22 protein-coding genes and 3 tRNA genes are annotated in these 21,887 nt (G+C 68.6%); 13 read left to right on the top strand and 12 right to left on the bottom strand.

The features are described from left to right. Positions 1 to 53: 53 nt before the first annotated feature. Positions 54 to 281, bottom strand: coding sequence for a hypothetical protein (locus K7640_RS18055; RefSeq protein ID WP_222956012.1), 228 nt, complete (start codon positions 279 to 281; stop codon positions 54 to 56). Between the two features lie 83 nt (positions 282 to 364). Next, positions 365 to 1,417, bottom strand: coding sequence for a polysaccharide deacetylase family protein (locus tag K7640_RS18050; protein WP_222956011.1), 1,053 nt, complete (start codon positions 1,415 to 1,417; stop codon positions 365 to 367). Between the two features lie 701 nt (positions 1,418 to 2,118). Here K7640_RS18050 and K7640_RS18045 point away from each other — a divergent pair. The 6 genes from K7640_RS18045 (at position 2,119) to K7640_RS18020 (ending at position 8,748) form a co-directional block, all read left to right on the top strand. Next, positions 2,119 to 2,430 (top strand): hypothetical protein, encoded by a 312-nt coding sequence (locus tag K7640_RS18045; RefSeq protein ID WP_222956010.1) that lies wholly within the window; start codon positions 2,119 to 2,121, stop codon positions 2,428 to 2,430. 570 nt (positions 2,431 to 3,000) lie between these two features. Further along, a complete protein-coding gene (locus K7640_RS18040) occupies positions 3,001 to 3,420 on the top strand; it encodes a hypothetical protein (protein ID WP_222956009.1) in 420 nt (139 codons plus the stop codon). Further along, positions 3,417 to 4,043, top strand: a complete 627-nt coding sequence (locus K7640_RS18035; RefSeq protein WP_222956008.1) for an RICIN domain-containing protein — start codon at positions 3,417 to 3,419, stop codon at positions 4,041 to 4,043. The genes K7640_RS18040 and K7640_RS18035 overlap by 4 nt, the downstream gene beginning before the upstream one ends. A 702-nt stretch (positions 4,044 to 4,745) precedes the next feature. Further along, entirely contained in the window at positions 4,746 to 5,285 is a 540-nt protein-coding gene (locus tag K7640_RS18030; protein WP_222956007.1) for a DUF4365 domain-containing protein, read from the top strand. A gap of 1 nt (position 5,286) precedes the next feature. After that, a complete protein-coding gene (locus K7640_RS18025; protein ID WP_222956006.1) occupies positions 5,287 to 6,414 on the top strand; it encodes a hypothetical protein in 1,128 nt (375 codons plus the stop codon). 1,395 nt (positions 6,415 to 7,809) lie between these two features. Continuing rightward, positions 7,810 to 8,748 (top strand): hypothetical protein, encoded by a 939-nt coding sequence (locus tag K7640_RS18020; RefSeq protein ID WP_222956005.1) that lies wholly within the window; start codon positions 7,810 to 7,812, stop codon positions 8,746 to 8,748. Here K7640_RS18020 and K7640_RS18015 read toward each other — a convergent pair. Genes K7640_RS18015 through K7640_RS30850 form a run of 3 tightly spaced genes read right to left on the bottom strand, consistent with a single transcriptional unit; the run spans position 8,745 to position 10,039 of the window. Further along, entirely contained in the window at positions 8,745 to 8,912 is a 168-nt protein-coding gene (locus K7640_RS18015; RefSeq protein ID WP_222956004.1) for a hypothetical protein, read from the bottom strand. The genes K7640_RS18020 and K7640_RS18015 overlap by 4 nt on opposite strands. Continuing rightward, the gene (locus K7640_RS18010; protein ID WP_222956003.1) at positions 8,913 to 9,590 is read right to left on the bottom strand and encodes a helix-turn-helix transcriptional regulator; all 678 of its coding nucleotides are present in this window, start codon (positions 9,588 to 9,590) and stop codon (positions 8,913 to 8,915) included. Between the two features lie 17 nt (positions 9,591 to 9,607). After that, complete coding sequence (locus K7640_RS30850; protein ID WP_222956002.1) at positions 9,608 to 10,039, bottom strand: DUF6879 family protein; 432 nt, start codon at positions 10,037 to 10,039, stop codon at positions 9,608 to 9,610. A 6-nt stretch (positions 10,040 to 10,045) separates the two neighbouring features. Here K7640_RS30850 and K7640_RS30845 point away from each other — a divergent pair, with 6 nt between their 5' ends. Continuing rightward, on the top strand, positions 10,046 to 10,252 hold the full coding sequence (locus tag K7640_RS30845; protein WP_222956001.1) for a tyrosine-type recombinase/integrase: 207 nt from the start codon (positions 10,046 to 10,048) through the stop codon (positions 10,250 to 10,252). Positions 10,253 to 10,365: 113 nt separating this feature from the next. On the opposite strand, the gene K7640_RS17995 is transcribed toward K7640_RS30845, so the two are convergent. After that, positions 10,366 to 10,438, bottom strand: a tRNA-Arg gene (locus tag K7640_RS17995). Positions 10,439 to 10,473: 35 nt separating this feature from the next. After that, positions 10,474 to 10,564, bottom strand: a tRNA-Ser gene (locus tag K7640_RS17990). An 801-nt stretch (positions 10,565 to 11,365) separates the two neighbouring features. Here K7640_RS17990 and K7640_RS17985 point away from each other — a divergent pair. Next, positions 11,366 to 12,310 carry a hypothetical protein gene (locus K7640_RS17985; protein WP_255609309.1) on the top strand — a complete coding sequence of 315 codons (945 nt, stop codon included), beginning with the start codon at positions 11,366 to 11,368 and terminating at the stop codon, positions 12,308 to 12,310. Here K7640_RS17985 and K7640_RS17980 read toward each other — a convergent pair. Continuing rightward, entirely contained in the window at positions 12,271 to 13,041 is a 771-nt protein-coding gene (locus K7640_RS17980) for a CPBP family intramembrane glutamic endopeptidase (RefSeq protein ID WP_222956000.1), read from the bottom strand. The two genes, K7640_RS17985 and K7640_RS17980, sit on opposite strands and share 40 nt — an antisense overlap. Before the next feature lie 144 nt (positions 13,042 to 13,185). Here K7640_RS17980 and K7640_RS17975 point away from each other — a divergent pair, with 144 nt between their 5' ends. Continuing rightward, positions 13,186 to 14,304: a globin domain-containing protein gene (locus tag K7640_RS17975; RefSeq protein ID WP_222955999.1), complete on the top strand. Its 1,119-nt coding sequence runs from the start codon at positions 13,186 to 13,188 to the stop codon at positions 14,302 to 14,304. A 70-nt stretch (positions 14,305 to 14,374) separates the two neighbouring features. Here the strand turns inward: K7640_RS17975 and K7640_RS17970 are convergent, their stop codons facing one another. Further along, complete coding sequence (locus K7640_RS17970; protein WP_222955998.1) at positions 14,375 to 15,898, bottom strand: peptide deformylase; 1,524 nt, start codon at positions 15,896 to 15,898, stop codon at positions 14,375 to 14,377. Positions 15,899 to 16,219: 321 nt separating this feature from the next. Here K7640_RS17970 and K7640_RS17965 point away from each other — a divergent pair, with 321 nt between their 5' ends. Both K7640_RS17965 and K7640_RS17960 read left to right on the top strand, forming a co-directional pair. Further along, positions 16,220 to 16,999 (top strand): IucA/IucC family C-terminal-domain containing protein, encoded by a 780-nt coding sequence (locus K7640_RS17965; RefSeq protein WP_222956055.1) that lies wholly within the window; start codon positions 16,220 to 16,222, stop codon positions 16,997 to 16,999. Positions 17,000 to 17,476: 477 nt separating this feature from the next. Next, on the top strand, positions 17,477 to 18,187 hold the full coding sequence (locus K7640_RS17960; RefSeq protein WP_222955997.1) for a class I SAM-dependent methyltransferase: 711 nt from the start codon (positions 17,477 to 17,479) through the stop codon (positions 18,185 to 18,187). Between the two features lie 47 nt (positions 18,188 to 18,234). Here K7640_RS17960 and K7640_RS17955 read toward each other — a convergent pair whose 3' ends face one another. Both K7640_RS17955 and K7640_RS17950 read right to left on the bottom strand, forming a co-directional pair. Continuing rightward, positions 18,235 to 18,768: a YbhB/YbcL family Raf kinase inhibitor-like protein gene (locus K7640_RS17955; protein ID WP_222955996.1), complete on the bottom strand. Its 534-nt coding sequence runs from the start codon at positions 18,766 to 18,768 to the stop codon at positions 18,235 to 18,237. A 680-nt stretch (positions 18,769 to 19,448) separates the two neighbouring features. Continuing rightward, positions 19,449 to 19,535 (bottom strand) — tRNA-Ser (locus K7640_RS17950). A 178-nt stretch (positions 19,536 to 19,713) separates the two neighbouring features. Here K7640_RS17950 and K7640_RS17945 point away from each other — a divergent pair. Further along, on the top strand, positions 19,714 to 20,691 hold the full coding sequence (locus tag K7640_RS17945; RefSeq protein WP_222955995.1) for an NAD(P)H-quinone oxidoreductase: 978 nt from the start codon (positions 19,714 to 19,716) through the stop codon (positions 20,689 to 20,691). Here the strand turns inward: K7640_RS17945 and soxR are convergent. Continuing rightward, positions 20,678 to 21,142 (bottom strand): redox-sensitive transcriptional activator SoxR, encoded by a 465-nt coding sequence (gene soxR, locus K7640_RS17940; protein WP_222955994.1) that lies wholly within the window; start codon positions 21,140 to 21,142, stop codon positions 20,678 to 20,680. The two genes, K7640_RS17945 and soxR, sit on opposite strands and share 14 nt — an antisense overlap. 47 nt (positions 21,143 to 21,189) lie before the next feature. Between soxR and K7640_RS17935 the strand changes: the two genes are divergently transcribed. Continuing rightward, entirely contained in the window at positions 21,190 to 21,885 is a 696-nt protein-coding gene (locus K7640_RS17935; RefSeq protein WP_222955993.1) for a transketolase, read from the top strand. The last annotated feature ends 2 nt before the right edge of the window (positions 21,886 to 21,887 follow it).

The raw sequence follows: 21,887 nt of genomic DNA, 5'->3' as shown, positions 1-21,887 counted from the left end.
GGCCGGCGGGATCGGCCGCTGCGGTGACCGCCGCTGACCTTCGTCCATTGAGGTCAGCGGCGGTTTCGCTTCCCGCCGAAGACGGAGGGCGTGGCATTCGAACCCACCATGTGTTTTCCCATCCGGTTTGGCTGGATCCTGCGGTCGTCTGCCGGCTCATCAGCCAGTCCAGCCACGCCGACCCGCTCAGCCAGCTCACCGACCGGTAACCCCGCATGGCGGAAGACCACGGCGCATGCCGGGAACGAATCAAGGCCGTGACCGGCGTTCTCGCTGGTCACGGCCTTGATTGCGTGGTGCGCCCGAAGGGACTCGAACCCCTAACCTTCTGATCTTTTTCGGTGGCCTGGGCGGGTCACCGGGATCAGCCCGCGGTGCAGGAACGGATCTGGGCTCTGGCGCTGCTGTTGCCGTTCATCATCGTGGTGAAGCCGAAGGTGTTGCCGCTGCCGTTGGACCGCATCGTCATCACGTAACCGGTGCTATCCCAACTGGGGGAGCCGTTCCAGGTAGTGACGATCCGCTGCGGCGCGGTCACCGCCACGACCACGGTCCAGTTGTTGGCCCCCTGAACCGTCACCGAGGTGTTGTACCGGTCACTCCAGACGTTGGGGGTCGTCGCCGTCGCTGTGCACCCGCCGGTGGGCGGTGGAGTGGTCGGCGTGCCGGTCGGCGGCGGAGTGGTCGGCGGCTGAGTGCCGTCCGGGGCCACCGCTCGGCCGGTGCTCGGTGAAATCATGCCCGGACAGAGGTTGCGGCTGCTCAGGTTGGCCATGATCTGCGGAATCGCGTCGCGGGTGTTCTGAATGCCGTCGTGCATCAGGATCACCTGGCCGGCCTGGAGGCGGCTGGCGTTGGCGACGATCTGGCTGACGCTGGCGCCGTTCCAGTCCTGGGAGTCGACGTCCCAGATCACCTGGCGCAGGCCAAGCGACGTGGCGACCGACTGGAGGGTCGAGTTGGTCTCCCCGTAGGGCGGGCGGAACAACTGCGGCCGGACGCCGGTCACCGACTGGATCGTTGAGTTGGTCTGGGAGAGGTCCGACTGCATCTGGCTCTGGCTCATCGAGGTCATGTGCGCGTGGTTCCAACTGTGGTTGGCCACCCACATGCCGGCGTCGACCTGGGCCCGCGCGGCGGACTGGTTGCTCTGCACGTTCTGCCCGACGTTGAACATGGTCGCCCGTGCGCTGTTCGCGCGCAGCACGGACAGCAGCGCGCTGGTGCTGCCGGTCGGCCCGTCATCGAAGGTGAGGCCGACGTACCCGTTGCAGGCGGCGGCGCTGGACGGAGTGGCGGCGACCGCGAGGCCGGCTGCACTCAGCGCCATGGTGGAGGCGAGCACGGCCAACCGGACGGTGAGACGCGATGTTCGGGGGGCGGACGGGCGGCGGGAGCCGCCGATGCTGGCGTACATGCGCAGGTCCTCCTTGGGACGGTTGACACCTGACGACGCATGACTTCAATCGACAGAGGTGGATGTCAGAGGTGTTCGGAGTATTGCAGCGGCATTTCGAACACGTCAATGATTTTCCGGAAACTTTCCGGAAAAGACCGGCTGGTCGGCCGCGACCACCCCAGGCCGGCACGCGTTCGGCGGTGTTGACGCGGCCCTGCAGCGCGTCGGGTGTGGGCAGTTGACACCCGCGGCGACCAGCGAGCCGGCCACGGAGACGCCGACGTCCCGCCCGCGCCGCTGTGGCCGCCGCGTTCATCGAACTGGCCGAGCGCTCTGACCAGTGCCCGCCGGCGCACGCACCATTACGGCAGGCGACCGTGGGCTCGGGGCCAGCCGGGGTCGCTCAATCCGTCCAGAGATCAACGAGGCATGGGCGGCAACCGCTCGTAGTGCTTAAGACGCTCGGAGACCGGCATGCCGATCGGGCTGGCCGACGTAGGATAAACAGGCTGTTCAAACAACGTCGCGTCAACGACCTACACGCCCTCGTAAGGCGGCCCAGAGGAATTCAGGGGCATGCCATTGGCAGCTACATCGACGCTGTCGAATGGGTTGTGCTGGCAGTCAGTAGTGGTGTGCTAGGTAACGTTGCCCATGCCGGCCTTTCCGCAGCGCTAAAAAGGGTCTGGGAGCGTCGCCGGCTTGAACACCGCCCTCCGGTGGATTCAGTCGCGGGCGTCGACGATAGCGTCCGAGCTGTACGCGAGGAACAACGGACGCTGCGCAATGAACAAGAGGCATTCACCCTGGCCTGCATCGCCATCCATGATCATTGCATTGCCAGCGGCGCCGAAGTGCCAAATTTTGAACTGGTCCGATACGAGGCCCAGCAAACGAGCGACGACCGTTGGGTGTTCATGGTCCGTGATGCTGGCGGTCGACGCTTCCTGACCCGTCTACCGTCGCCGAGCATCACCGGCGCAACTGTCACGGTAGCGATGTACGTAACGTCGCCCAGCCGTGCTGCCTGACCTACCGCGAGCACCGCACTAAGTGTGCGTCCGGGAACTCGGCAGGGCGCATGGTCACAAGGTGGTGAAGCGCGGCGTGTAGCGCCATCCGGAAGGAAGCGCCCAAGGCGAAGGTGAGTGGTGGGCTAACCGCACCTGTTCGGGCCGCAGGCCTGTGTCCCCGCCACGCTGTGGATCCTCAGCGACGGACAGAAGCGGTCAACGCGGCCCGGGACTGTTTGGGACAGGCGTCCCGCCAGCTGTCCGGACCAAGGCGGACGGTCACGTTCCCGCGTCCTTGTCCGGACCAGCCTGGCGCACCTCTTCGACAGACGTTCGGCATACAACGACCCACTGCTCGGCAACGGCGCCACGATCGGGCCGACCATCGGCGATGGGTGTTCCGAGCGGGCGGATATCCGAATTGGAACGGTCTGGGACTGTCCCATACATCTGTCATGTTGAAAATGCCAAGTCACTCCTGCTTGCCTATTCCTGACGCCCGGATCTCGATAATCCGCCGGCGCGATTCCAAATCACGGGATAACGAACGGGAGAACGATGGAAAATCCTCCACGCACCAGAGGCCTGATGGCGCTGATGGGTGCGGTCGTACTCATCATCGCGGGCCTGCTGGGCACCGCGGTCGTGGCGAGCGCCGCCGCGCCGACCAAGAAGTGGAAATTTGACTTGGTCACGACCGACTCCGGCAAGGGCGGCTGGGCCGCTGGCACCGTGACCTACAAGAAGAGCGGCAAGTGCTACAGGGGCAAGGTTCACGCGGGCCTCAGCGACCGCAACGACAGTGATCGGCACGGCGCCGTTCTCGTGGTGAGCTACGTGGACTGCAAGACCAAAAAGGTCAAGAAAACCAAGATCAAGACTACCTCGGAGATGCGCAACGTGGCCCTGACCCAGTTCTACAAGAACGCCCGAGACATCCGCGTCCTGCTCTGCCTCTATCAGGGCAAGGACGAAACCCGATTCTGCAATACGGAGGTGGCAGCATGAACCGGCCATTCGCAATGCCCCGCGGAACTTCGCGGGTACGCCGATCGGTTCAACTCCTGGGCCTGGCGGCCCTGCTGCTGGTCGGCTATCTCACGGTCGCCAGCATCGGCCCGGACTCGCGCGCCGACGCGGCGAAGCGCTCGGCCGCCACCGCTGCGGCCGGCCCGAAGACCGGCACCCGTCAGATCCGCGCGGGCAACAGCGGGCTCTGCCTCACGGTGGCGAACACCAGCAAGAAGGGCGCCAACGGGGCCGGCATTCAGCAACGGGCCTGCGACCCGGCCAAGAAGACCCAGAAGTTCGAGATCGTGCCGCTGCAGGACGAGGGCCACCCACTGACGTACGCGATCCGGCCGAAGTGGCAGGCCGGCTGGTGCTGGCAGACCAACGGCGGCGAGAAGAACAACGTCAAGATCGTCCAGCGAAAGTGCGACTACGACTACGACCAGATTTTCATCATCCAGTGCGGCGCGCCGGCAGACCGGTGCTGGATCCAGACCCGGTCCGCCCTGAACGGCAAGTGTCTCAACATCCCGGGGCAGAGCAAGAAGTCAGGCGTGACGGTAAGGCTCTATGACTGCAAGTACCGCCACCAGACGAACATGCAGTTCCTCATCGCCTGAGCACGGAACTCATGCCGGCCCGGTCGGAAGCATCACCCCGGTCGGGCCGGCCGCTGTTGTGAGCGGCCACCGACCGGCAGCCGGCCATGATCCAGACCGGGCGGCTCGGAACGGCACTGGCCGGCACCGGCCGACACGAATCCATCCGGACAGCACTGTGGCAACGGAGCACCAACCTCATGGTGGAAGATCGCGGTACATTCTGGGAAAAACCAAGGCCGCGACCAGCGAAAACGCCGGTCGCGGCCTTGATCGTCCTGTGCGCCCGAAGGGACTCGAACCCCTAACCTTCTGATCCGTAGATTCCCAAGACCATGTCCAGGCCGTGCGGTGCTGTCCGCCTGGTCCTGGTCCTTAAGTGCTCGGCAACTTGATAGGTCCCGTCCCGTCCGGTCCAGTCCGCCCCGGTGGCTCCCACGCGTGGCTCCCAGACTGTCAGCTTGGGAATCTCACAAGATCAGTTCATCGGGCTGGCATCACCAGGCCAAGCCAGTCTCGGTTTGCCACACCCGGCCTGGAGTTACACCGGCTTGTGGCCCGTGGGCGGCCCGTACGCTCTCGCCGTCTGCCATGTCTGAGCTGCGACTTTACGGGCGGCACGGTTGGCACACTCCAACTAGGATCGAGCGCATGCACGACCGGGGCATCCGCACAGTAGCCAAGGGTCTACCGTCAGCGATCGATGTATCGCATGATGGATCGATGTCCGTCGCCGAAGGCGCCCCAGGTGAAGCGGTCGTCCCCGCCCGGAGTGTCGGGCGCCTTCCACTAAACGCCTGTAAGGCACGATATGGCGTGGCATACGTCCGGACCGTCTGCAGCCAGGCCGGGGTCGGCTTCTCGGAGACATCGCCGGACGAGGACTACCTCGCCGTTGACGGGCTCGTGTCGCTGCCGGTCGCGCCGGTATCAGTCCAGATCAAGTGCTCCTCACAGTTCAAGATCGCTGGCCGCTCTGCGACCTGGCCGGCCGAGGTCGAGTGGCGCGAGAAGTGGCAGGAGTCGTTGCTGCCCGTCTACTTCGTCCTAGTTGTCCTTGATGTGGACGATCGTGCCGATTGGCTATATCACGACGAGACTGGAACGATGCACCGCGCGGCCGGCTTCTGGACTAGAGTTGATCAGCAAGCAGGGCCGGGGAACATCAATGTCCCGAAGACTCAGCGGCTTACGTCCGAGACTTTGGATTTGTGGGCCAAGGATGTCTTCGGGTGTTTCGCGCCAGTCGAGGGGGTGCGGTGACATGGCTATCAAGGCACCCGTTCCCGACCTTCGGGACGTGCAGCTATACATGCGGCACAAGGGGTGGCACGAGTACCCGCCTGGCGTAGCGGGAAGCCTGTGGGCTAAAGACGACTTCCAAATCGGTGTGCCAAACCGAAGTGATCAGCCAGAAATCGTGCTGGGCGTGGTCGAGCGGCTGGCAATGTCAGAAGAGTTGGCCACACGAAAGATGCTGGATCGTATCCGCTACTTTCGCTTCGACATTACTAGGCTGCGCGCCGCCAACGATTTTAAGATCACGGACTCTATTCCCCTAGAGGCCGCGGCAACCATCACCTCCTCGGCTAGGGTAATGCTCCGCTCATCTGGCACCACTTCACTTCGGGAACGTGGAGAGATTGGAAATAACTACTCTCGTCGAGGCGACAAGGTAGTTGAGAATGCGCGGATGGGGCACACCGAAAACGGCTCCTTCATCATCCCCGTACTGGTTGAGCTACCCGAGGTAGAGGAACCTGAGGGCCAGCAAGAGCCGATGGTCACCATCGAACGCAGCGCCCCAGAGCCCTTCGAACGTCGAGTGATGCGCACGTTCGCCCAGTCGATCGAGGCCATACAAAGGCTGATTGTTGAACCTGCACGTGAACCAGACATCGACACACTCATAGCCATCGTAGAGCGGGGAGTGAGTCGTGAATTCTGTTCTGCCTTAAGCCGCGTTCTTTCTGAGGATGCAGTAGGCGAGTTTGAGACGCAATTTAGCTGGGCGGAAGCCGTGAAGCATTCGCAGGCCCTGCCGCAGTCCGTCTCGATCGATTCCGACGCACACGATCTGGTTGAAAAGACTGCAGAAAAGCTTCGCGTAAACAAGGTGGAACCACAACAAATATTCTCGGGAAAGATCGTCGAGCTTAGGCATAGCACCGGCGACGCGTGGGGTTGGATTAAAGTTTCGACCATCCGAAACAACAGGTACAGCGAGATTGCTGTCCGCTTGCCTTCCGAACACTACGCTGAGGCCGTCTCCTGGCACAGAGACGCTCGGCCCGTTCTGGTTGAAGGCCAGATTCAAAGCGGTGTAGGCCGCCCACTTATCGTGAGGGCACCGAAACGCTGCCACCCGGTAGACGAGACGTTCCTGCATTAGACGTCGCGCGCAGGTCTCCTCCTCGGGCAGTCTCCAACCGTCCAAGATCCCCCAGACGGAAATAATGCCCTACCGGACAAGTCTCAATGGCGGCTGTCAAGCTTGGCGCCGGTGGCCCGTAGCGGCCTGGGACTAGAAGAAGATCACGGGCGGCTGGTCAGGTAGCCGCGCCTTGGTCAGCGCGTCTTCCGTTGTCGGGTGGCGTCGGCCTCAGCGGGTGCTCTTGGCTGTATGGCTGGCTGTACAGCCACAGCCTCTACGACTGCGTCCAAGGGTCGGTACTGGCTGGCAGTGGACCTTGCCCGGCACTCGTTAGGCCCTCACTTGCGTCGAGTCAGACAATAGTGGACGTGGATAAACCTGGGGTGGATCCTGGGTCGGTCGCTGACTGGGTCGCCGCAGTCGGGTCGATCCTGGGCGCGGTGGGGTCACTACTTGCCAGTTGCTGCGCGTTCCTCAGCGTCGTAGCCGTTGGAGCAGGGCTGTGGTGGGAGGTGCACCGAAGGCGTCTAGACGATAAGCAATCAGCGGCGGATCAACGGAACCGTGAAGCGGCGCAAGCAAGGCTTGTGAGCTTCGATGTCGAACGCGTCCGAGGTGAGACGGTGACGCTCACGGTTCGTAACGACAGCCCTGGTCCGATTCGCGACGTCAACTTCGTTGCTCACGCCAATGACGGTAAGGCTCCTCGCCGGCTAGAACTTCGGCCAGCATCGCGGATCGTGGATGACGGACAGCAAGGCTTCAGGACAAGGCACACCGATCTCCGGTACATCCCGGCCGCTGAGTCGCGGGAGGCGTTCGTGCACACCGAAGCCCATGATCCGCTTGCAGTGAACACGTTGCTTGAGATCCAGTACACAGACTCTGTCGGCCTCCGCTGGTCGCGGCTAGAGCATGAGGAACCCGTGCCAGTAACTGCGCGCCCTTCGACGCCCATGATTGCTGAAGCGGCTAAGCCTCGCTGGCTGTAGATCCTCCGACGCCGTTAGACGCGCTAACTGCCTCTGCCGCCATCCCGTCTGCCGCCGACCCACACACCGTGGAGCGGGCCAGGGCCAAAGCGACAAGGTGGAGCGCCCTACCGGACGAACGACCTTGTCGCCCTGGCCATGGCCTGCTCGGCTCTGCCTGGGTCGGTGGCTGGCGGGATGCATCCCACCACCCACGAACCCGGAACCGTTCGGCAACTCCATCTCGGAGTCGTCTGGCCCCCGCCGGAGGCATGCCCCTAACTGGCCGGCGCGCCGGCCGATGCCGGCGCTTGCGCCGCCAGCAGGCCGAGCGCGGCCGGCGCGGCCCGCTTGCGGGCCGCCTTGATCTAGTAGAGAAGAATTCGGCAACCTAAGCTGAGCAGAGCTAGACGGGGACCTTCTGGACGGCGGGGGGGTAGAGGTGGCGAAGCGCGCACTAATTGAGGCAATCGTGGTCAGTGCCGTTGCTGACGTTATGAGTGGGCGTTCGGTCGAGGACGAGCGGATTGAGTGCAAAGGCAAGCTGCCCGGTCCTGACAAGGCGCGCCAACTAGCCGGGGCAGCGAATAGCGCCATGGGAGAGGAGATAATCTGGATTATTGGCCTGAACGAGGACTCTAGAGCGATTCAGCCTCTCGACACTTCTCTGGACCTCGCCGATTGGTGGGCGCAGATGGTTAGCCGATTCAATGACGCAGTTGTCCCGGAAATGACGAGCACCTACGTCGAGACGGGTTACGGCAGAGTGCTCGGGTTGCATTTCGAGACCGACCGGTCACCGTATTTGGTCAAGACAACCGGTGGTAATTCAGAGTTGGAAGTTCCATGGCGGGAAGGCACTAGGACTAGGAGTGCGAAACGCCACGAACTGTTGCGCCTTCTCCTGCCCACAGTTGGCCTCCCGACGATCACGATTCTCGACGCCAACCTTTCTTACTTCCGCTCGGGACGAGCAAGTCTGACAGGGAACGTAGACCTGTTCTTTGAGCACCTTGGTCCTGACTTGGCATTTCTGCCTATACATCAGGCGTCAATTGCGGTGCTCGGCGAGAACCGCCAAGTTCACGCAATCACGGAAGTGAACCTTCCCTACAAATCGCGCGAGCTAAAAGGATCGCGTGGAATCGAGTTCCGCCATGATGGCATCTATTGCACCGGCCCTGGTCGACTGCATCTCGACTTCGACAGCAGAGAACTGAATTGTCCGCCTGAGTTTGAGCAGTTCGATGAACTGGCCTTGAACATCGAATTCGCTGTGGTCGGGCACGGTAAAAAAGCCTCAGCGAGAACTACCCTGGCGAGAACTGACGTCACGTGGGAAGGTCCGGAAGTGACGGCAGAATTCACGATGTCCTCCTAGTCCTGGAGGTCATGGGCCGCGCGGACGATGAGTCTGCGGGCGTCTTCTCCGGTGATGGCTTCGTTCCAGAGTCGTTCGATGGCCTTGGCGTACGCGGCAGCTTCGTCGTCGCGGTGGGTGGTCTCGCCGACGAAGGTCTCCACGATGGCGACGTCGTCGTACATCTAGAAGGAGTTTTGCGGGGTGGTGGCGAGCGGGACGCCGAGCGGCAGGATGCCGAAGCGGATGTTCGGTACGCCAACCACAGTTTGCAGCCGGTCGAGTTGGCCGCGCATGACCTCGGGCGAGCACAGCAGCCACCGCAGTACGGGCTCGGCTAGTAGGAACTCGAAACGCTTGCTGGTGTCGTACAGCAGGTGCTGGCGCTGCATCCGGGTGGCTACCGCGGCGTCCACGTCGACGATGTCGAGGTTGTGTAGCTCGACCATCTCGGTGAGGACGCGGCGGGCGTAGTCGGCGGTCTGAAGTAGCCCGGGTACGTACACGGTTTCGAAGTGCCGGATCAGGCGCGATTCGGCGACAAGCTGGTTGTAGCTGTCCTGAACGGCGGCTTGGCCTTGACGCATCCGGCGGCGGAAGCTGCGGTGCGCGGCCTGGACCTCGCCGAGCATCCGCAACAGGTCTTGAGCGGCGGTGTCGTCGGCACCGCAGGCGCGTGCCCACGCGTACAGGTCGGCGGGCGCCGGCATCTGCCGGCCGTTCTCCAGTCGGGAGACCTTCGACGGTGCCCAGCCGTTCGCGTCGGCGAGCTGCTTGCCGGACAGGCCGGTCTGCGTGCGCAGGGCACGCAGGCGATCGGCCAGTCCTTCGGGCTGGGTCAGCCACTCTTCGATCGGGTTCATCGCTTGACTTCCTCGTGCTAGGCGGCTGCGCTCCGCGCGTTGGTCGGAGCGGCGTAGTGGACTGCCAGGTCCCGCCACGCACACGCCTGCACCACGGTCGCCGGGTCCGTCACCAGTTCGTTGCTGATCCGGTGGCCGACCTGGTCGAACCGCATCATGATCAGTCGGCTGGAATCCAGCAACCACCAGTCGACGTCGCCGGCTGCGGGCAGCAAGCCGATCTCATGCGCTCTCGCCCGCGTCAGGTAGTGGATCTCCTCGCCGGCTTCCACGTTCCACCGGCCGATCCAGCGCTCCCACCGCTGGTAATCGGTCGGCGGGTCGTCGTGTACCCGCACGCGTTCGATCCGCTTGCCCTGCTGCTTCAACGCCGTGATCTGCTCGAACCAGGCGGCAAGACCGGGAACCTCCGTCGGGGGCTCCGGCTCGCCGGCCAAGAACTTCGCCACCGTGTCGTGCTCGCTGGGCTCCAGGTACGCCGGCTGGAGCTCCGTCATTCCGGGGCCTCGCTGATGCTGGCTCAGGGCACCCCGCTGCACGTCGTTTCGGAAGTGCTGGGGCACACCTCAATTGCGATCACCAAGGATGTGTACGGGCACCTGATGGAAGGCGACCGGCGTTCGGCTGCGGAGGCCATGTCCCGTGCGCTGTTCGGGCAGTGAGGGCACGTGGCTCCCAGCGTGGCTCCCACGGACGTCCACGCACACATCACAGCGAATACGAAAGAACCCCCGACCCTGCCGTTCCGGCTGGTCGGGGGCTCTCTCGTGCTCTGTGCGCCCGAAGGGACTCGAACCCCTAACCTTCTGATCCGTAGTCAGATGCTCTATCCATTGAGCTACGGGCGCTCGTGCTCGGCCAGTCTACACACCCGGCTTTCGCGCGGAGACTCCGGGATTCGAACCCGGGAGGGGCTTTAAAACCCCAACCGCATTAGCAGTGCGGCGCCATAGACCAGACTAGGCGAAGTCTCCCTGGCGACCCGTGAGGCCACCGCGCCCGAGGATACAGGTACGGCCCGGTCGGGAGCAAAACGACTATCGACCCGGCACGGAGGATGCCCCGCCGAGGTCGGGACCCCGCGTTTCCCACGCTGTGCCGCGGCGGGTTCAAGACTAGGCTTCGTCGATATGCAGGAGCAGCCGCCCAGCAACCCGCCGCGCCCCGAGCCCGCCCCGCGTTCCCGGCGCGGCCGGCTGCCGAAGGCGACCTTCACCCCGCCGACGCCCGCCGGACCGGAGACGGTCGACGGGGCGTCGACCGCCCAGGGGGCGAGCCCGACGAAGCGGACACCACGGGCCAATGCGGCGCCGAACGTCCTCTTCCAGCCGCCGGATCCGGCCGCCGCAGGCGTCCCCGGTCCCCAGGCCGTGCGGCAGCAGCCGGCACCGGCCCCGGACGCCCAGCGGCCGGAGCAGTCCGCCGATAACAGCACCCAGACGCGAGCGCAGGCAGCGGAGCAGACGCGGCCGGACGCGACGGAGCAGGCGCCGAAGGCGGCGACCCGGCGGGCACCGGCAGAGCGGGCTACCCGGCCCCGGAAGTCGGCCGCCGAACGGCTTACCGCACCGGCGAGCGAGTCGAGCACCGGAGCCGGTGACCCTGGACACGGTTCGACGGAAGAAGCGCCGCCGGCGACGGACCGACCCGGATCCGATGTCCCGCCGGCCGCTGTCGTCCCGGCCCGGCCGGACACCGAACCAGCCACCCTTCCCGCTGACGCCGCTGCCGTCCCCGACCCGCAAGCCACGGAGCGGCCCACCCCCGCCAAGCGGGTGCCCCGGGCCCGCAAGGCGGTCGCGCCGAAGAAGGCCGCACCGGTCCGGAAGGCCACCTCCGCGACGAGGACCGCACCGGCCGGGCCCGGCACCCCGGAGGAACTGACCACCCCGGCGCAGACGGCCACTCGGGCGGAAGCAGCCACCCCGACCGAACCGAGCACCCCGGGAAAGGCAGCCAGCCCGGCGGGTGAGCCGGCCCTCGCCGGTTCGGAAGCAGCAACCGGGACGCGCCAACCGGAGCCCGCGTCGGGGCGTACCCGGGAACTGGATCTGGCGGCGCTGACCGCGCGGCTGCGCGAGCAGCCCGGCCTCGCGCCGGAGCTGCTCGCGCTGGCGGCGGTCGAGGCGCTCGGGCCGCGCGCCCGCGACTGGGCCGAGCGGCGGCGGGCGGCGTACCCGGCGGCGGCCCCGGACGCGCTGGCCCGGCTGGCCAGCCGGCGGTACGTGCGGCTGGCCGGGATGGGTGGGGCGGGCGCGGCGGTGGCCGGGCTGTTCGCGCCGGTGGCCGAGCTGGCGACGGTGCTCTGGACCCAGGCGAATTTGGTGCTGCGGCTGGCGGCGGCGTACGGCCGGGACCCGGCCGATCCGGAGCGGGCGGTGGAGTTGCTGGTGCTGACCCGGGTGCATCCGGACGCGCCGAGCGCCCGGGCGGCGTTGGCGGCGGCCCGGGCCGCCGACGGGCCGCGGACGCCGACGGAGGCGGCGTGGCGGCTGGCCCTGCCGCTGAGCGCGCAGGCGGCCGGTTGGCTGGCGTTGCGGCTGGCGTCCCGGCTGCTGCCGGGGGCCGCGGTGCTCGCCGCGGCGGCCGGGGACGCGGCGGCCGCCGAACGGCTGGCGGCGCGGGCGATCTGGGCCTACCGGCCGGCGCCGGGCTGCTCAGCACCGGGCGCGGGGTCCGGTCAGAGCCAGCTGAACCATTCCTTGGGCAGCAGCGAGTAGCCGACGAAGGCGACCACGTCGAGCAGGGTGTGCGCGACGATCAGCGGGGCCACCCGGCGGGTCCGCAGATAGAAGAGGCTGAAGATCACGCCCATCACGGCGTTGCCGACGAACGCGCCGAAGCCCTGGTAGAGGTGGTAGGAGCCGCGTAGCAGGGCGCTGGCCGCGATGACCGCGGCGAGCCGCCACTGGAGCTGGCGCAGCCGGGTGACCAGGTAGCCGACCACGATCACCTCCTCCAGGACGGCGTTCTGCACGGCGGCCAGCAGGAGCACCGGCACCGCCCACCAGAGGTCCGGCAGGGCGGCCGGGACCAGGGTGGCGTTGACGCCGAGCTGCGCCGCCGCCCAGAACAGCGCCAGGCCGGGCAGGCCGATCAGCGCGGCCAGCCCGGCGCCGCGGGCCAGGTCGGACCCGGGCCGCCGCCTGTCGACGCCGAGCGTCCGCGCCGGGTCGCCGGGATCCCGGGCCAGCAGGTGTACGGCGAGCAGCACCGGCAGCAGCGCGAAGCAGATGCCGAGCAGCTGGTACGTCAGGTCCAGGTACGGCCGGGCCGACTGGGAGGTGTTCAGCGAGGCGGTCTGCTTGGACAGCGGCCCCTCGGCGGTCAGCTTGGCGATGATCGACACGGTCGCGTAGACCGCGGACTGCCCGAGCGACAACCCGAGCACCAGCAGCGTCTCGGTGCCCAGGGTCCGGCGGGACACCGGGCGGGTGAGCTCAACGGTCACGGCACCACTCTGCCCGACCGGACGGCCCGCCGGCACGACCGGAGCGGCGATGTGAGGCGGTCGCACACTCTGTGCGACCGGTGCGCACGCTCCGTGGACATTCTATGGGCGTCCGATCCGCAGTCCCCGAAGGAGCGAACCCCGGTGGAGAACTTCGCACGGCTGCTGAAGGAGAGCTGGGCCCTGGTGGAGGAGCACCGGGACCGGCTGAGCGAGCACTTCTACGCCCGGATGTTCCTCCTCGACCCGAGCCTGCGGCAGCTCTTCCCGGTGCAGATGGCCGGCCAGGGGGATCGCATCCTGGAGGCGATCGTCACCGCCACCCAGACGGTGGACGACCCGGAGAGCTTCGACGAGTACCTGCGCGCGCTCGGCCGCGACCACCGGAAGTACCACGTCGACGCGGCGCACTACGAGACCATGGGCCTGGCCCTGCTGGACGCGCTGCGCGACACCGCCCGCGACGGCTGGAACCTGGAGTACGACCAGGCGTGGCGGGAGGCGTACCAGGCGATCACGGCGAAGATGCTGGCCGGCGCGGAGGCCGACGACAACCCGCCGTTCTGGCACGCCGAGGTGCTCACCCACGAGCGGCGCGGCCCGGACACCGCCGTGCTGACCGTCCGCGCCCTCCAGCACCCGCTGCCCTTCCGGGCCGGCCAGTACGTCAGCCTGGAGGTGCCCCGGTACCACCCCCGGGTGTGGCGCACCTACTCGGTGGCGAACGCCCCGAACGACGACAACGTGCTGGAGTTCCACGTCCGTACGCCGGAGGGGGCCGGTTGGGTGTCCGGCGCGCTGGTCCGCCGGACCCGGCCGGGGGACCTGCTGCGGCTGGCCGCGCCGATGGGGTCGATGACCCTGGACACCACGTCCACCCGGGACATCCTCTGCGTGGCCGGCGGCGTCGGGCTCGCCCCGATCAAGGCGCTCGTCGAGGAGCTGACCAAGGTCAACCGCACCCGCTGGGTGCACATCTTCTACGGCGCCCGCCGCCCGGCGGACCTGTACGCGCTCCCCGGCCTCCAGGAGCTGGTGGAGACCCACCCGTGGCTGTCGGTCACCCCGGCGTGCAGCGAGGACCCGGACTTCGAGGGTGAGCAGGGGGACATCTCCGAGGTGGTCACCCGGTACGGGCCGTGGACCGCGCACGACTGCTACGTGTCGGGCTCCACCCGGATGGTCCGGGCCACCCTGCGGGCGCTCGCCGAGGACCAGGTCCCCCCGCAGCACATCCGCTACGACACGTTCGGTGTCGTCTGACGACTTTCCTCCCCCCAGCCGGGCCGCGTGCCCCCGCCCCCTGGGGCACGCGGCCCGGTCCCCTCGGCGGTCAGTACCGCCAGGGGTTGCCGGTCTCCCGGTATTCCTCGACGGGGACCAGTGGCACGCCGGGCGCCATCCGCTCGGTGTACAGCCGCCCCTCCAGGTGGTCGATCTCGTGGGCCACCAGGCGCGCCATCGCGTACTCGAAGGCGGTGATCACCCGGCTGCCGTCCCACTGGGCGTGCTCCACGTCGATCCGCAGCGGCCGGGGCACCAGGCCACGGTGGTCGAAGAAGGAGAGGCAGCCCTCGTACTGCTCGTCGGTGTCCCCGGCGGCGTCGACCACCCGCGGGTTGAGCAGCACCACCGGCTCGACCGTGCGGTCCGGCGGCCGGACCACCGCGGCGGACCAGCCCAGGCCGAGCTGTGGCGCGGCGATGCCGACGCCCTTGCTGAACGGGTGCAGTTCGTCCAGCCGGTCCAGCGTGGCGGCCAGCCGATCGACCACCTCCCGGGCGGTCCGCTCGTCGCGGGGCAGGTCGAACTGCCGGGCCGGCTGGCGCAGCAGGTCGGCGCCGCGCTGGACGACGCCGAGGGCGCGCATCCGGTCGCTGGGCCGGGCGACGGCGGGCCGCCGGGCCGGGTCGGCGTCGACCCGCCGGCCCCGGAACCGCCACTGCATCCGGTAGCGGGCGTTCAGCGGCGGGTCGTCGGTGGCCCATTCGAAGACCGCGCGGTCGCCCTCCACCCGCCGCACCAGCGGGGTACGCAGTGGTCCCTCCTCCGCCGACAGCGAGGTCTCCACCCCCCACACCTGCGGGTCCGCCTCCACGGGCAGGTCCAGCCAGACCTCCAGCCGCCGGGTCGGCACCCGTACGGCGCGCTGGAACCAGGGTCCCCACTTCTCCCGGCCGACCTGGTACGCGTATTCGATGGTGGCGCGGTCGCCGGGATAGAGCGGGAAGCGCTCGTCGGCGTTCTCGAACAGGAGCCAGATCTCCTTGAACGCGTCCCGGTCGTGCTTGGCCCGCCAGTGCATCGGCTCCCGCTCGCCGCCGTCCTCCCGGTATGCGCGCAATTGCAGCTCGGCGAAGGTGAGCGGGTGCTCCCGGTGGTGCCGGTTGGAGCGGCCCGGGTCGTTGGGGTAGCGGTCGACGGCGACCCGGACCAGGTAGCGGGTGACCGGCTCGGTGCCGGCGTTGTAGAGCTCCCGCCGGATGACGCAGTGGTATGCCTCGTCGGCGTAGCGCAGCGACGCCTGTTCCCGCTCGACGATGAGGCCGGTCCCGGGGGGCATCCACTGCCCGGGTGCCGGGGGCTCCCGGTGCGGCAGGGCGGACCGGGCGTGCCGGAGTTCGTCGTACTCCCGGAAGCGCTGCCAGATCGCGCCGCTGGCCTCCAGGACGGCCTCGGCCCGCCGGGCGAAGTCCTCGGTGGGGCGGTGCCGGCGCCCCTCGACGTGGCTGACGTAGGACGGGTCGAAGCCCATCAGGGTGGCCAGTTGCTTCTTGGTCAGGCCGCGACCGGTGCGGTGCCGGGCGAGTTCCGCCGCGAACGAGTCGGCCGCTCGCTCGATGGGGGAGGTCGTCATCAGCTTCCTCGTGGCCGGGAAGTATTAGTTTCACGTTCCGTGGCCGGACGGGTACCGGACTGGCGGCATGTCGACAGGAGTCTTGACAATTCAGGTAGATCTGTCGATGCTTCCCTCACTTCTTCCTGGTTGCCCACCTCGCCACCGTCGGTTTTCGCCCCGCGACGACGGGTAGTACGAGCTCGCAGCCCACCCCGGAGTGACGGGGACCTCTCGGTTCCACCCCGACCACGGCTTCCCCCGGTCCGACGAGTGTGGTTAGGCTAGCCTTAGCTCGGTGGACGCACTTCGGACAAGGGGACGGTTCTGGTGACAGCGGTGATGCCTGGACGCGCGACCGCCGCTCCGCTCGCCCCGGTGACCGACACCCTGCGCGCCATGTTCGGCACCGACGACGTGCCCGGACTCGCCCCCGGCCTGCTGGTCGACGACGAGTTCGGCTGGTCGCCGGCGACCACCCTGGTCGACGGCACCCGACTGCCGGAGTTCCTGTCCGCGGCGACCCGACGCTGGGGCGGCACCCCGCACGCCTGCGCCGCGCTCGCCTGGAAGGCGTACAGCTACTGGGCGGCGCTGCCGGCGGTGCTCGGCTGGGCCTCCGCGCGCCGGGTGCCGCTGCTCGATCCCACCGACGTGCTGATCCACTTCGCGGATCACCGGCCGCTGCTCACCATGGGCCTGCGCCGCTCGACCACCGTCGCGGTGCTCCCCACCGACCCGCTGGCCCTGGCCGGCCCGCCCGAGGTGCGGGTCGTCGCCGACGAGGCCGAGCTGCTGGCCGCGCTGCGCGCCTCGCTGCTCGACGCGCACCTCGTCCCGCTGATCACGGCGATCCAGGCCGAGGTCCGGGTCGGCGCCCGTACGCTGCTCGGCTCGGTGGCCTCCGGCATCGCGCACGGCGTGCTGCGGGCCGCCGACGCGCTGCCCGGCCCGTCCACCGAGAGCATCGGCACCCTGCTCACCGCGCTGGACCTGGCCGACCTGGTCGACCTGGTGCCGGGGCCGGACGGCACGCCGACCGTGCAGCGTCGCACCTGCTGCCTGGCCTTCACCCTGCCCAAGCCGAAGATCTGCCAGGGCTGCTGCCTCCGCCCGGCGTGACGTCCCCCGATTCGGGGCACCGTTAAGCGCGGGCACACGAAAGGGTGATCGACGTCATTGTCCGCGAAATGGACACTCCCGGGCTATTCGCCCTCGAATTGGCCCCGTCCGGCGCATTGCTCCCGACCTGCGGCGATGCCCTCAAGCCATTTGCGTGATAATCCCGACACGCTGCGCGATCAGTTCTCCGCTGCTTAGCACTCCGCGCGGCGCAGGCGGGGATCGAGCGCGAACCACCGCCCGACCGACCGGTTTCCGGAGTAGTCACAACAATTCGTAGAGTAGTTGACGAATACCTGGTCGTGACAGATTTCAGGGTTCTGGGTATTATGTGCCGGGTTCGCCGACCGCCGATTCCGCGCCACCCTCCGGACCGCAATCCGGTCCTCCACCGCCCCCGATTTTGCTGCCGTGCCGGTAGCTGATTGACTCATTCGGTCCAGGCGCGGGTCGAGTCATATCGTGAGGAATCGACGCATGGCAGATATCACTGGGGATCAGCGCGTCCAGTCCGAGGTGCTCGAGGGCCTCGCGATGGCGGTCAACCACCGCCGCTGGTTCGTGGAGCTCGCCGTGCCCCACCTCGGTGACGACCCGATCGAGATCGGCAGCGGCCTCGGCGACTACGCCCTGGAGTGGTCGGAGCTGCTGCCCAGGTTCACCGCCACCGAGGCCGACCCCGACCGGCTGGTGGCGCTGAAGGAGCGGCTGGCCGACCGGCCCAACATCGAGGTCCGGCAGATGCTGCTGCCGCACCCGGAGGGCGGCGACTACAGCGCCGCCGTGTCGTACAACGTCCTGGAGCACATCGAGGACCACGTGGGCGCGCTGCGCAGCATGCGCGACCTGGTCCGGCCCGGCGGCAAGGTGGTGCTCATCGTGCCGGCGTTCCAGTTCGCGATGAGCCCGGCCGACGTCGCCACCGGGCACGTGCGCCGCTACACCAAGAAGACGCTGGGCGCCGCGCTCACCGAGGCGGGCCTCCAGGTCGAGGAGCTGCGCTACGCCAACGCGCTCGGCCTGATCGGCTACTTCATGGCGACCAAGGTCTTCCGGCTCATGCCGAAGGAGGGCCCGATGGTCAAGGTCTACGACACCGTGGTGCTGCCGGTCACCAAGGCCGCCGAGCAGAAGGTCCGCCCGCCGTTCGGCCAGTCCGTCTTCGCGGTCGCCCGGGTCCCGGGCTGACCGACCGGCCCCGCGGCCCCGGGTGGCCCGGGACCGCAGGGGTCCGGTCACTCCTTGACCTGGTACGTCGGGCGGATCACCGCCCGGGCCAGGGTGTGGAAGGCCAGGTTGAAGCCGACGAAGGCCGGGCTGGCCTGCGGGCCGACGTCCAGCCGCTCCACGTCCAGGGCGTGCACCGCGAAGACGTACCGGTGCGGGCGGTCACCGGGCGGCGGCGCGGCACCCCCGAAGCCCTGCTCGCCGTAGTCGTTGCGGACGGTGAACGCGCCCCCCAGGTCGCCCTCCCGCACGGCGCGGGGCAGCTCGGTCACCGAGGCCGGCAGGTTCACCAGCACCCAGTGCCAGAACCCGCTGCCGGTCGGGGCGTCCGGGTCGAAACACGTCACCACGAACCCCTGCGTCTCGGCCGGGAAGTCCGACCAGGCCAGGTGCGGGGAGACGTTCTCACCGCCGGCGCTGCCGTGCGCGTGCCGGGCGTCCATCGGCTCGCCGTTGACCACGTCGTCGCTGGTCAGGGTGAACGCCGGGACGGTCGGCAGGAGTTCGTACGGGTCCGGGGCGATCGGTCGTTCCAGGGTCATCGGGACGGGTCCTTCCGGTTGCACGGGAATCCTGCGCACCTTCATACCCCGCCCACGCCGCCCACCGAACGCAACCGCCGGGATCATCCTCGTGTCGGCCCGGCGCCTTCGCGGACCAGGCCCGGGTCGGCCCGACCGGCCGACACCGTCGACGGACGCGTCGGCCAAGAGCCGGCCGGCTCCCCGCCGTGCCCCACCAACGTGACCTCACCACGAACGCGCCGGCCAAGAGCCGGGCAGGTCCCCTCCGTGCGCCACCAACGTGACCTCACCACGAACACGTCGGCCAAGAGCCGGGCAGGTCCCCTCCGTGCGCCACCAACGTGACCTCACCACGAACGCGCCGGCCAAGAGCCGGGCAGGTCCCCTCCGTGCGCTACCAACTTGACCTCACAAACGAATCACCGACCGCGGCCCTTGCCGCAAACTGGTGTGACCGAGCCACCGAATGATTCGTTCACGACATCAAGTTGGTAGGGCACGGACCGCACCCCGCACCGCCCTGGCGATCGCACGCCCGGGCCGCCACGGCAGGACCACTCGACAGCCGGGCCGGGCGAGGGAGGGTCGCTGATCGAGCCCCGCCGGCCGACCAAAGCCCGGCAGCTTCGCTGGCGGCGACCCTGGCCGGCGTGGCCTGCCTGGCGTGGCCCTGGCTGGCCGGCAGCCACTGATCACGGCGGAGGGTGTGGGATTCGAACCCACGAAGACATCGCTGCCTTACCGGTTTTCAAGACCAGCGCCATCGGCCACTAGGCGAACCCTCCTGGCACCGCGCTGCGCAGAGCGCGGCGGCGGTGCCTAGTCTGCCATGGCCCCCGCCCGCACGGCTGACCGTCCCGCGCGAGCCGGCCGGGGTGTTAAGCGGGGCCCCTTCCTCTACCGAAAGCGTTAACAAGGGCACCCTCCTTACCCGCCGCCGGAGGTGGCGGGTAAGAACGAGCCATGCGCGCCATCACCATCCCGAAGCCAGGTGGACCCGAGGCACTCGTCTGGGCCGAGGTGCCCGATCCCGAGCCCGGCCCCGGCGAGGTGATCGTCGACGTGCGGGCCAGCGCGGTCAACCGGGCCGACCTGCTGCAACGGCAGGGGCACTACCCGCCGCCGCCGGGCGCGCCCGCGTACCCCGGGTTGGAGTGCTCGGGGGTGGTCAGCGCGACCGGCCGCGACGTCACCGGGTGGGCGGTCGGCCAGCAGGTCTGCGCGCTGCTGGCCGGCGGCGGCTACGCCGAGCGGGTCGCGGTGCCGGCCGGGCAGCTGCTGCCGGTGCCGGCCGGCGTCGACCTGGTCGACGCGGCCGCGCTGCCCGAGGCGGCCTGCACGGTCTGGTCGAACGTGGTGCGGCTGGCGGGGCTCGGCAGGGGTGAGACGCTGCTGGTGCACGGCGGGGGCAGCGGGATCGGCACGTTCGCGATCCAGCTCGGCACCGCGCTCGGCGCGACGGTGCTGGTCACCGCCCGCTCGGCCAAGCACGAGCGGCTGCGCGCGCTGGGCGCGGCGCACACCATCGACTACCGGGAGCAGGACTTCGTCGAGGAGGTCCGCCGGGTCACCGACGGGCACGGCGCGGACGTGATCCTCGACATCATGGGCGCGTCCTACCTGGGCCGGAACGTGGCCGCGCTGGCCGACGGCGGCCGGCTGGTGGTGATCGGCATGCAGGGTGGCCGCAAGGCCGAGCTGGATCTGGGCGCGCTGCTCGCCAAGCGGGCCTCGGTGGCGGCCACCGCGCTGCGGTCCCGGCCGCTCGACGACAAGGCGGCGATCGTCGACGGCGTACGCGAGCAGGTCTGGCCGCTGGTGGCGGCCGGCACGATCCGGCCGGTGGTGGACCGGCGACTGCCGATGGCCGACGCGGCGGCGGCGCACCGGCTGGTGGAGAGCAGCGACCATATCGGCAAGGTGCTGCTCACGACGGGGTGACGCCGTCCTCCGCCGGCCGGGGCTGCATCAGCCGGGCCCCGGCGCCCTCGGCGGCCAGGCTGTCCTTCGGGTTGTAGAGGGTGCAGCGCTGCAACGACAGGCAGCCGCACCCGATGCAGCCGGTCAGGTCGTCGCGCAGCTTGGTGAGCAGCCGGATCCGCTCGTCCAGCCGGCCACGCCAGGAGGCGGAGAGGCGGGCCCAGTCGGCGGCGGTCGGGGTGCGGGAGGCGGGCAGCGACTCCAGCGCCGCCCGGATCTCGTCCAGCGACACCCCGACCTGCTGGGCGATCCGGATGAACGCCACCCGGCGCAGCTCGGAGCGGGCGTACCGGCGCTGGTTGCCGCCGGTGCGGTCGGCGCGGACCAGCCCGAGCCGCTCGTAGTAGCGCAGCGCGGACGGCGCCACCCCGGAACGCGCGGAGAGTTCGCCGATGGTCAGTGAGTCGTGCATCACCCGGTCCTTGAGTTGAAGCGCACTTCAACTCACACGCTATCCGCATGGCCACCATCACCTCCACCGGCGGCGCCCAGGTGCTCGCGCCGCTGCTGCGCCGGATCACCGGCGACGAGAAGCACGGGCCCAGCGCCCACTCCACCATCGACGTGCTCTGGGTGCTCTACGACCGGGTGCTGCGGGTCACCCCGCAGACCGTGGACGCCCCGGACCGGGACCGCTTCCTGCTCTCCAAGGGACACGGCCCGGCCGCCTACTACGCCGTGCTGGCGGCGAAGGGCTTCATCCCCGAGGGCTGGCTGGACGACCTGGCCGGACCGGGCAGCCGGCTCGGCCACCACCCGGACCGGATGCTGGTCCCGGGCGTCGAGATCGGCACCGGCTCGCTCGGCCACGGCCTGGGCCTCGGCGTGGGCACCGCGCTCGGGCTGCGGGCCCAGGGCCTCACCGACCCCCGGGTGTACGTCCTCACCGGCGACGCCGAACTCGACGAGGGCTCGAATCACGAGGCGATCGCGTACGCCGGCGCCACCGGCCTGGACACGCTCACCGCCGTCGTGGTGGACAACGACTCCGCCAGCCACGGCTGGCCCGGCGGCATCGCCGCCCGGTTCACCGTCAACGGCTGGACCGCCGACACCGTCGACGGCCGCGACCACGCCGCCCTGTACGCCGCGCTGACCAACCACCACCCGGGCCGGCCGCACGTCGTGGTGGCCCGCGTCGAGAGCAAGGGGTGACG

Source organism: Micromonospora sp. PLK6-60 (assembly GCF_019890675.1).
In the GTDB taxonomy this organism is placed as follows: domain Bacteria; phylum Actinomycetota; class Actinomycetes; order Mycobacteriales; family Micromonosporaceae; genus Micromonospora.
Note: the sequence above shows the minus strand (reverse complement) of the source record. Positions and strands in the feature narration are given on the sequence as shown.

Excerpts from the sequence above, each read along its gene's own strand:
- K7640_RS18050 (WP_222956011.1), bottom strand. The coding sequence starts at position 1,417 with ATGTACGCCAGCATCGGCGGCTCCCGCCGCCCGTCCGCCCCCCGAACA.
- K7640_RS18040 (WP_222956009.1), top strand. The coding sequence starts at position 3,001 with ATGGCGCTGATGGGTGCGGTCGTACTCATCATCGCGGGCCTGCTGGGC.
- K7640_RS18035 (WP_222956008.1), top strand. The coding sequence starts at position 3,417 with ATGAACCGGCCATTCGCAATGCCCCGCGGAACTTCGCGGGTACGCCGA.
- K7640_RS18030 (WP_222956007.1), top strand. The coding sequence starts at position 4,746 with ATGTCCGTCGCCGAAGGCGCCCCAGGTGAAGCGGTCGTCCCCGCCCGG.
- K7640_RS18025 (WP_222956006.1), top strand. The coding sequence starts at position 5,287 with ATGGCTATCAAGGCACCCGTTCCCGACCTTCGGGACGTGCAGCTATAC.
- K7640_RS18015 (WP_222956004.1), bottom strand. The coding sequence starts at position 8,912 with ATGTACGACGACGTCGCCATCGTGGAGACCTTCGTCGGCGAGACCACC.
- K7640_RS18010 (WP_222956003.1), bottom strand. The coding sequence starts at position 9,590 with ATGAACCCGATCGAAGAGTGGCTGACCCAGCCCGAAGGACTGGCCGAT.
- K7640_RS17970 (WP_222955998.1), bottom strand. The coding sequence starts at position 15,898 with ATGACGACCTCCCCCATCGAGCGAGCGGCCGACTCGTTCGCGGCGGAA.
- K7640_RS17965 (WP_222956055.1), top strand. The coding sequence starts at position 16,220 with ATGCCTGGACGCGCGACCGCCGCTCCGCTCGCCCCGGTGACCGACACC.
- K7640_RS17960 (WP_222955997.1), top strand. The coding sequence starts at position 17,477 with ATGGCAGATATCACTGGGGATCAGCGCGTCCAGTCCGAGGTGCTCGAG.
- K7640_RS17955 (WP_222955996.1), bottom strand. The coding sequence starts at position 18,768 with ATGACCCTGGAACGACCGATCGCCCCGGACCCGTACGAACTCCTGCCG.
- K7640_RS17945 (WP_222955995.1), top strand. The coding sequence starts at position 19,714 with ATGCGCGCCATCACCATCCCGAAGCCAGGTGGACCCGAGGCACTCGTC.
- soxR (WP_222955994.1), bottom strand. The coding sequence starts at position 21,142 with ATGCACGACTCACTGACCATCGGCGAACTCTCCGCGCGTTCCGGGGTG.
- K7640_RS17935 (WP_222955993.1), top strand. The coding sequence starts at position 21,190 with ATGGCCACCATCACCTCCACCGGCGGCGCCCAGGTGCTCGCGCCGCTG.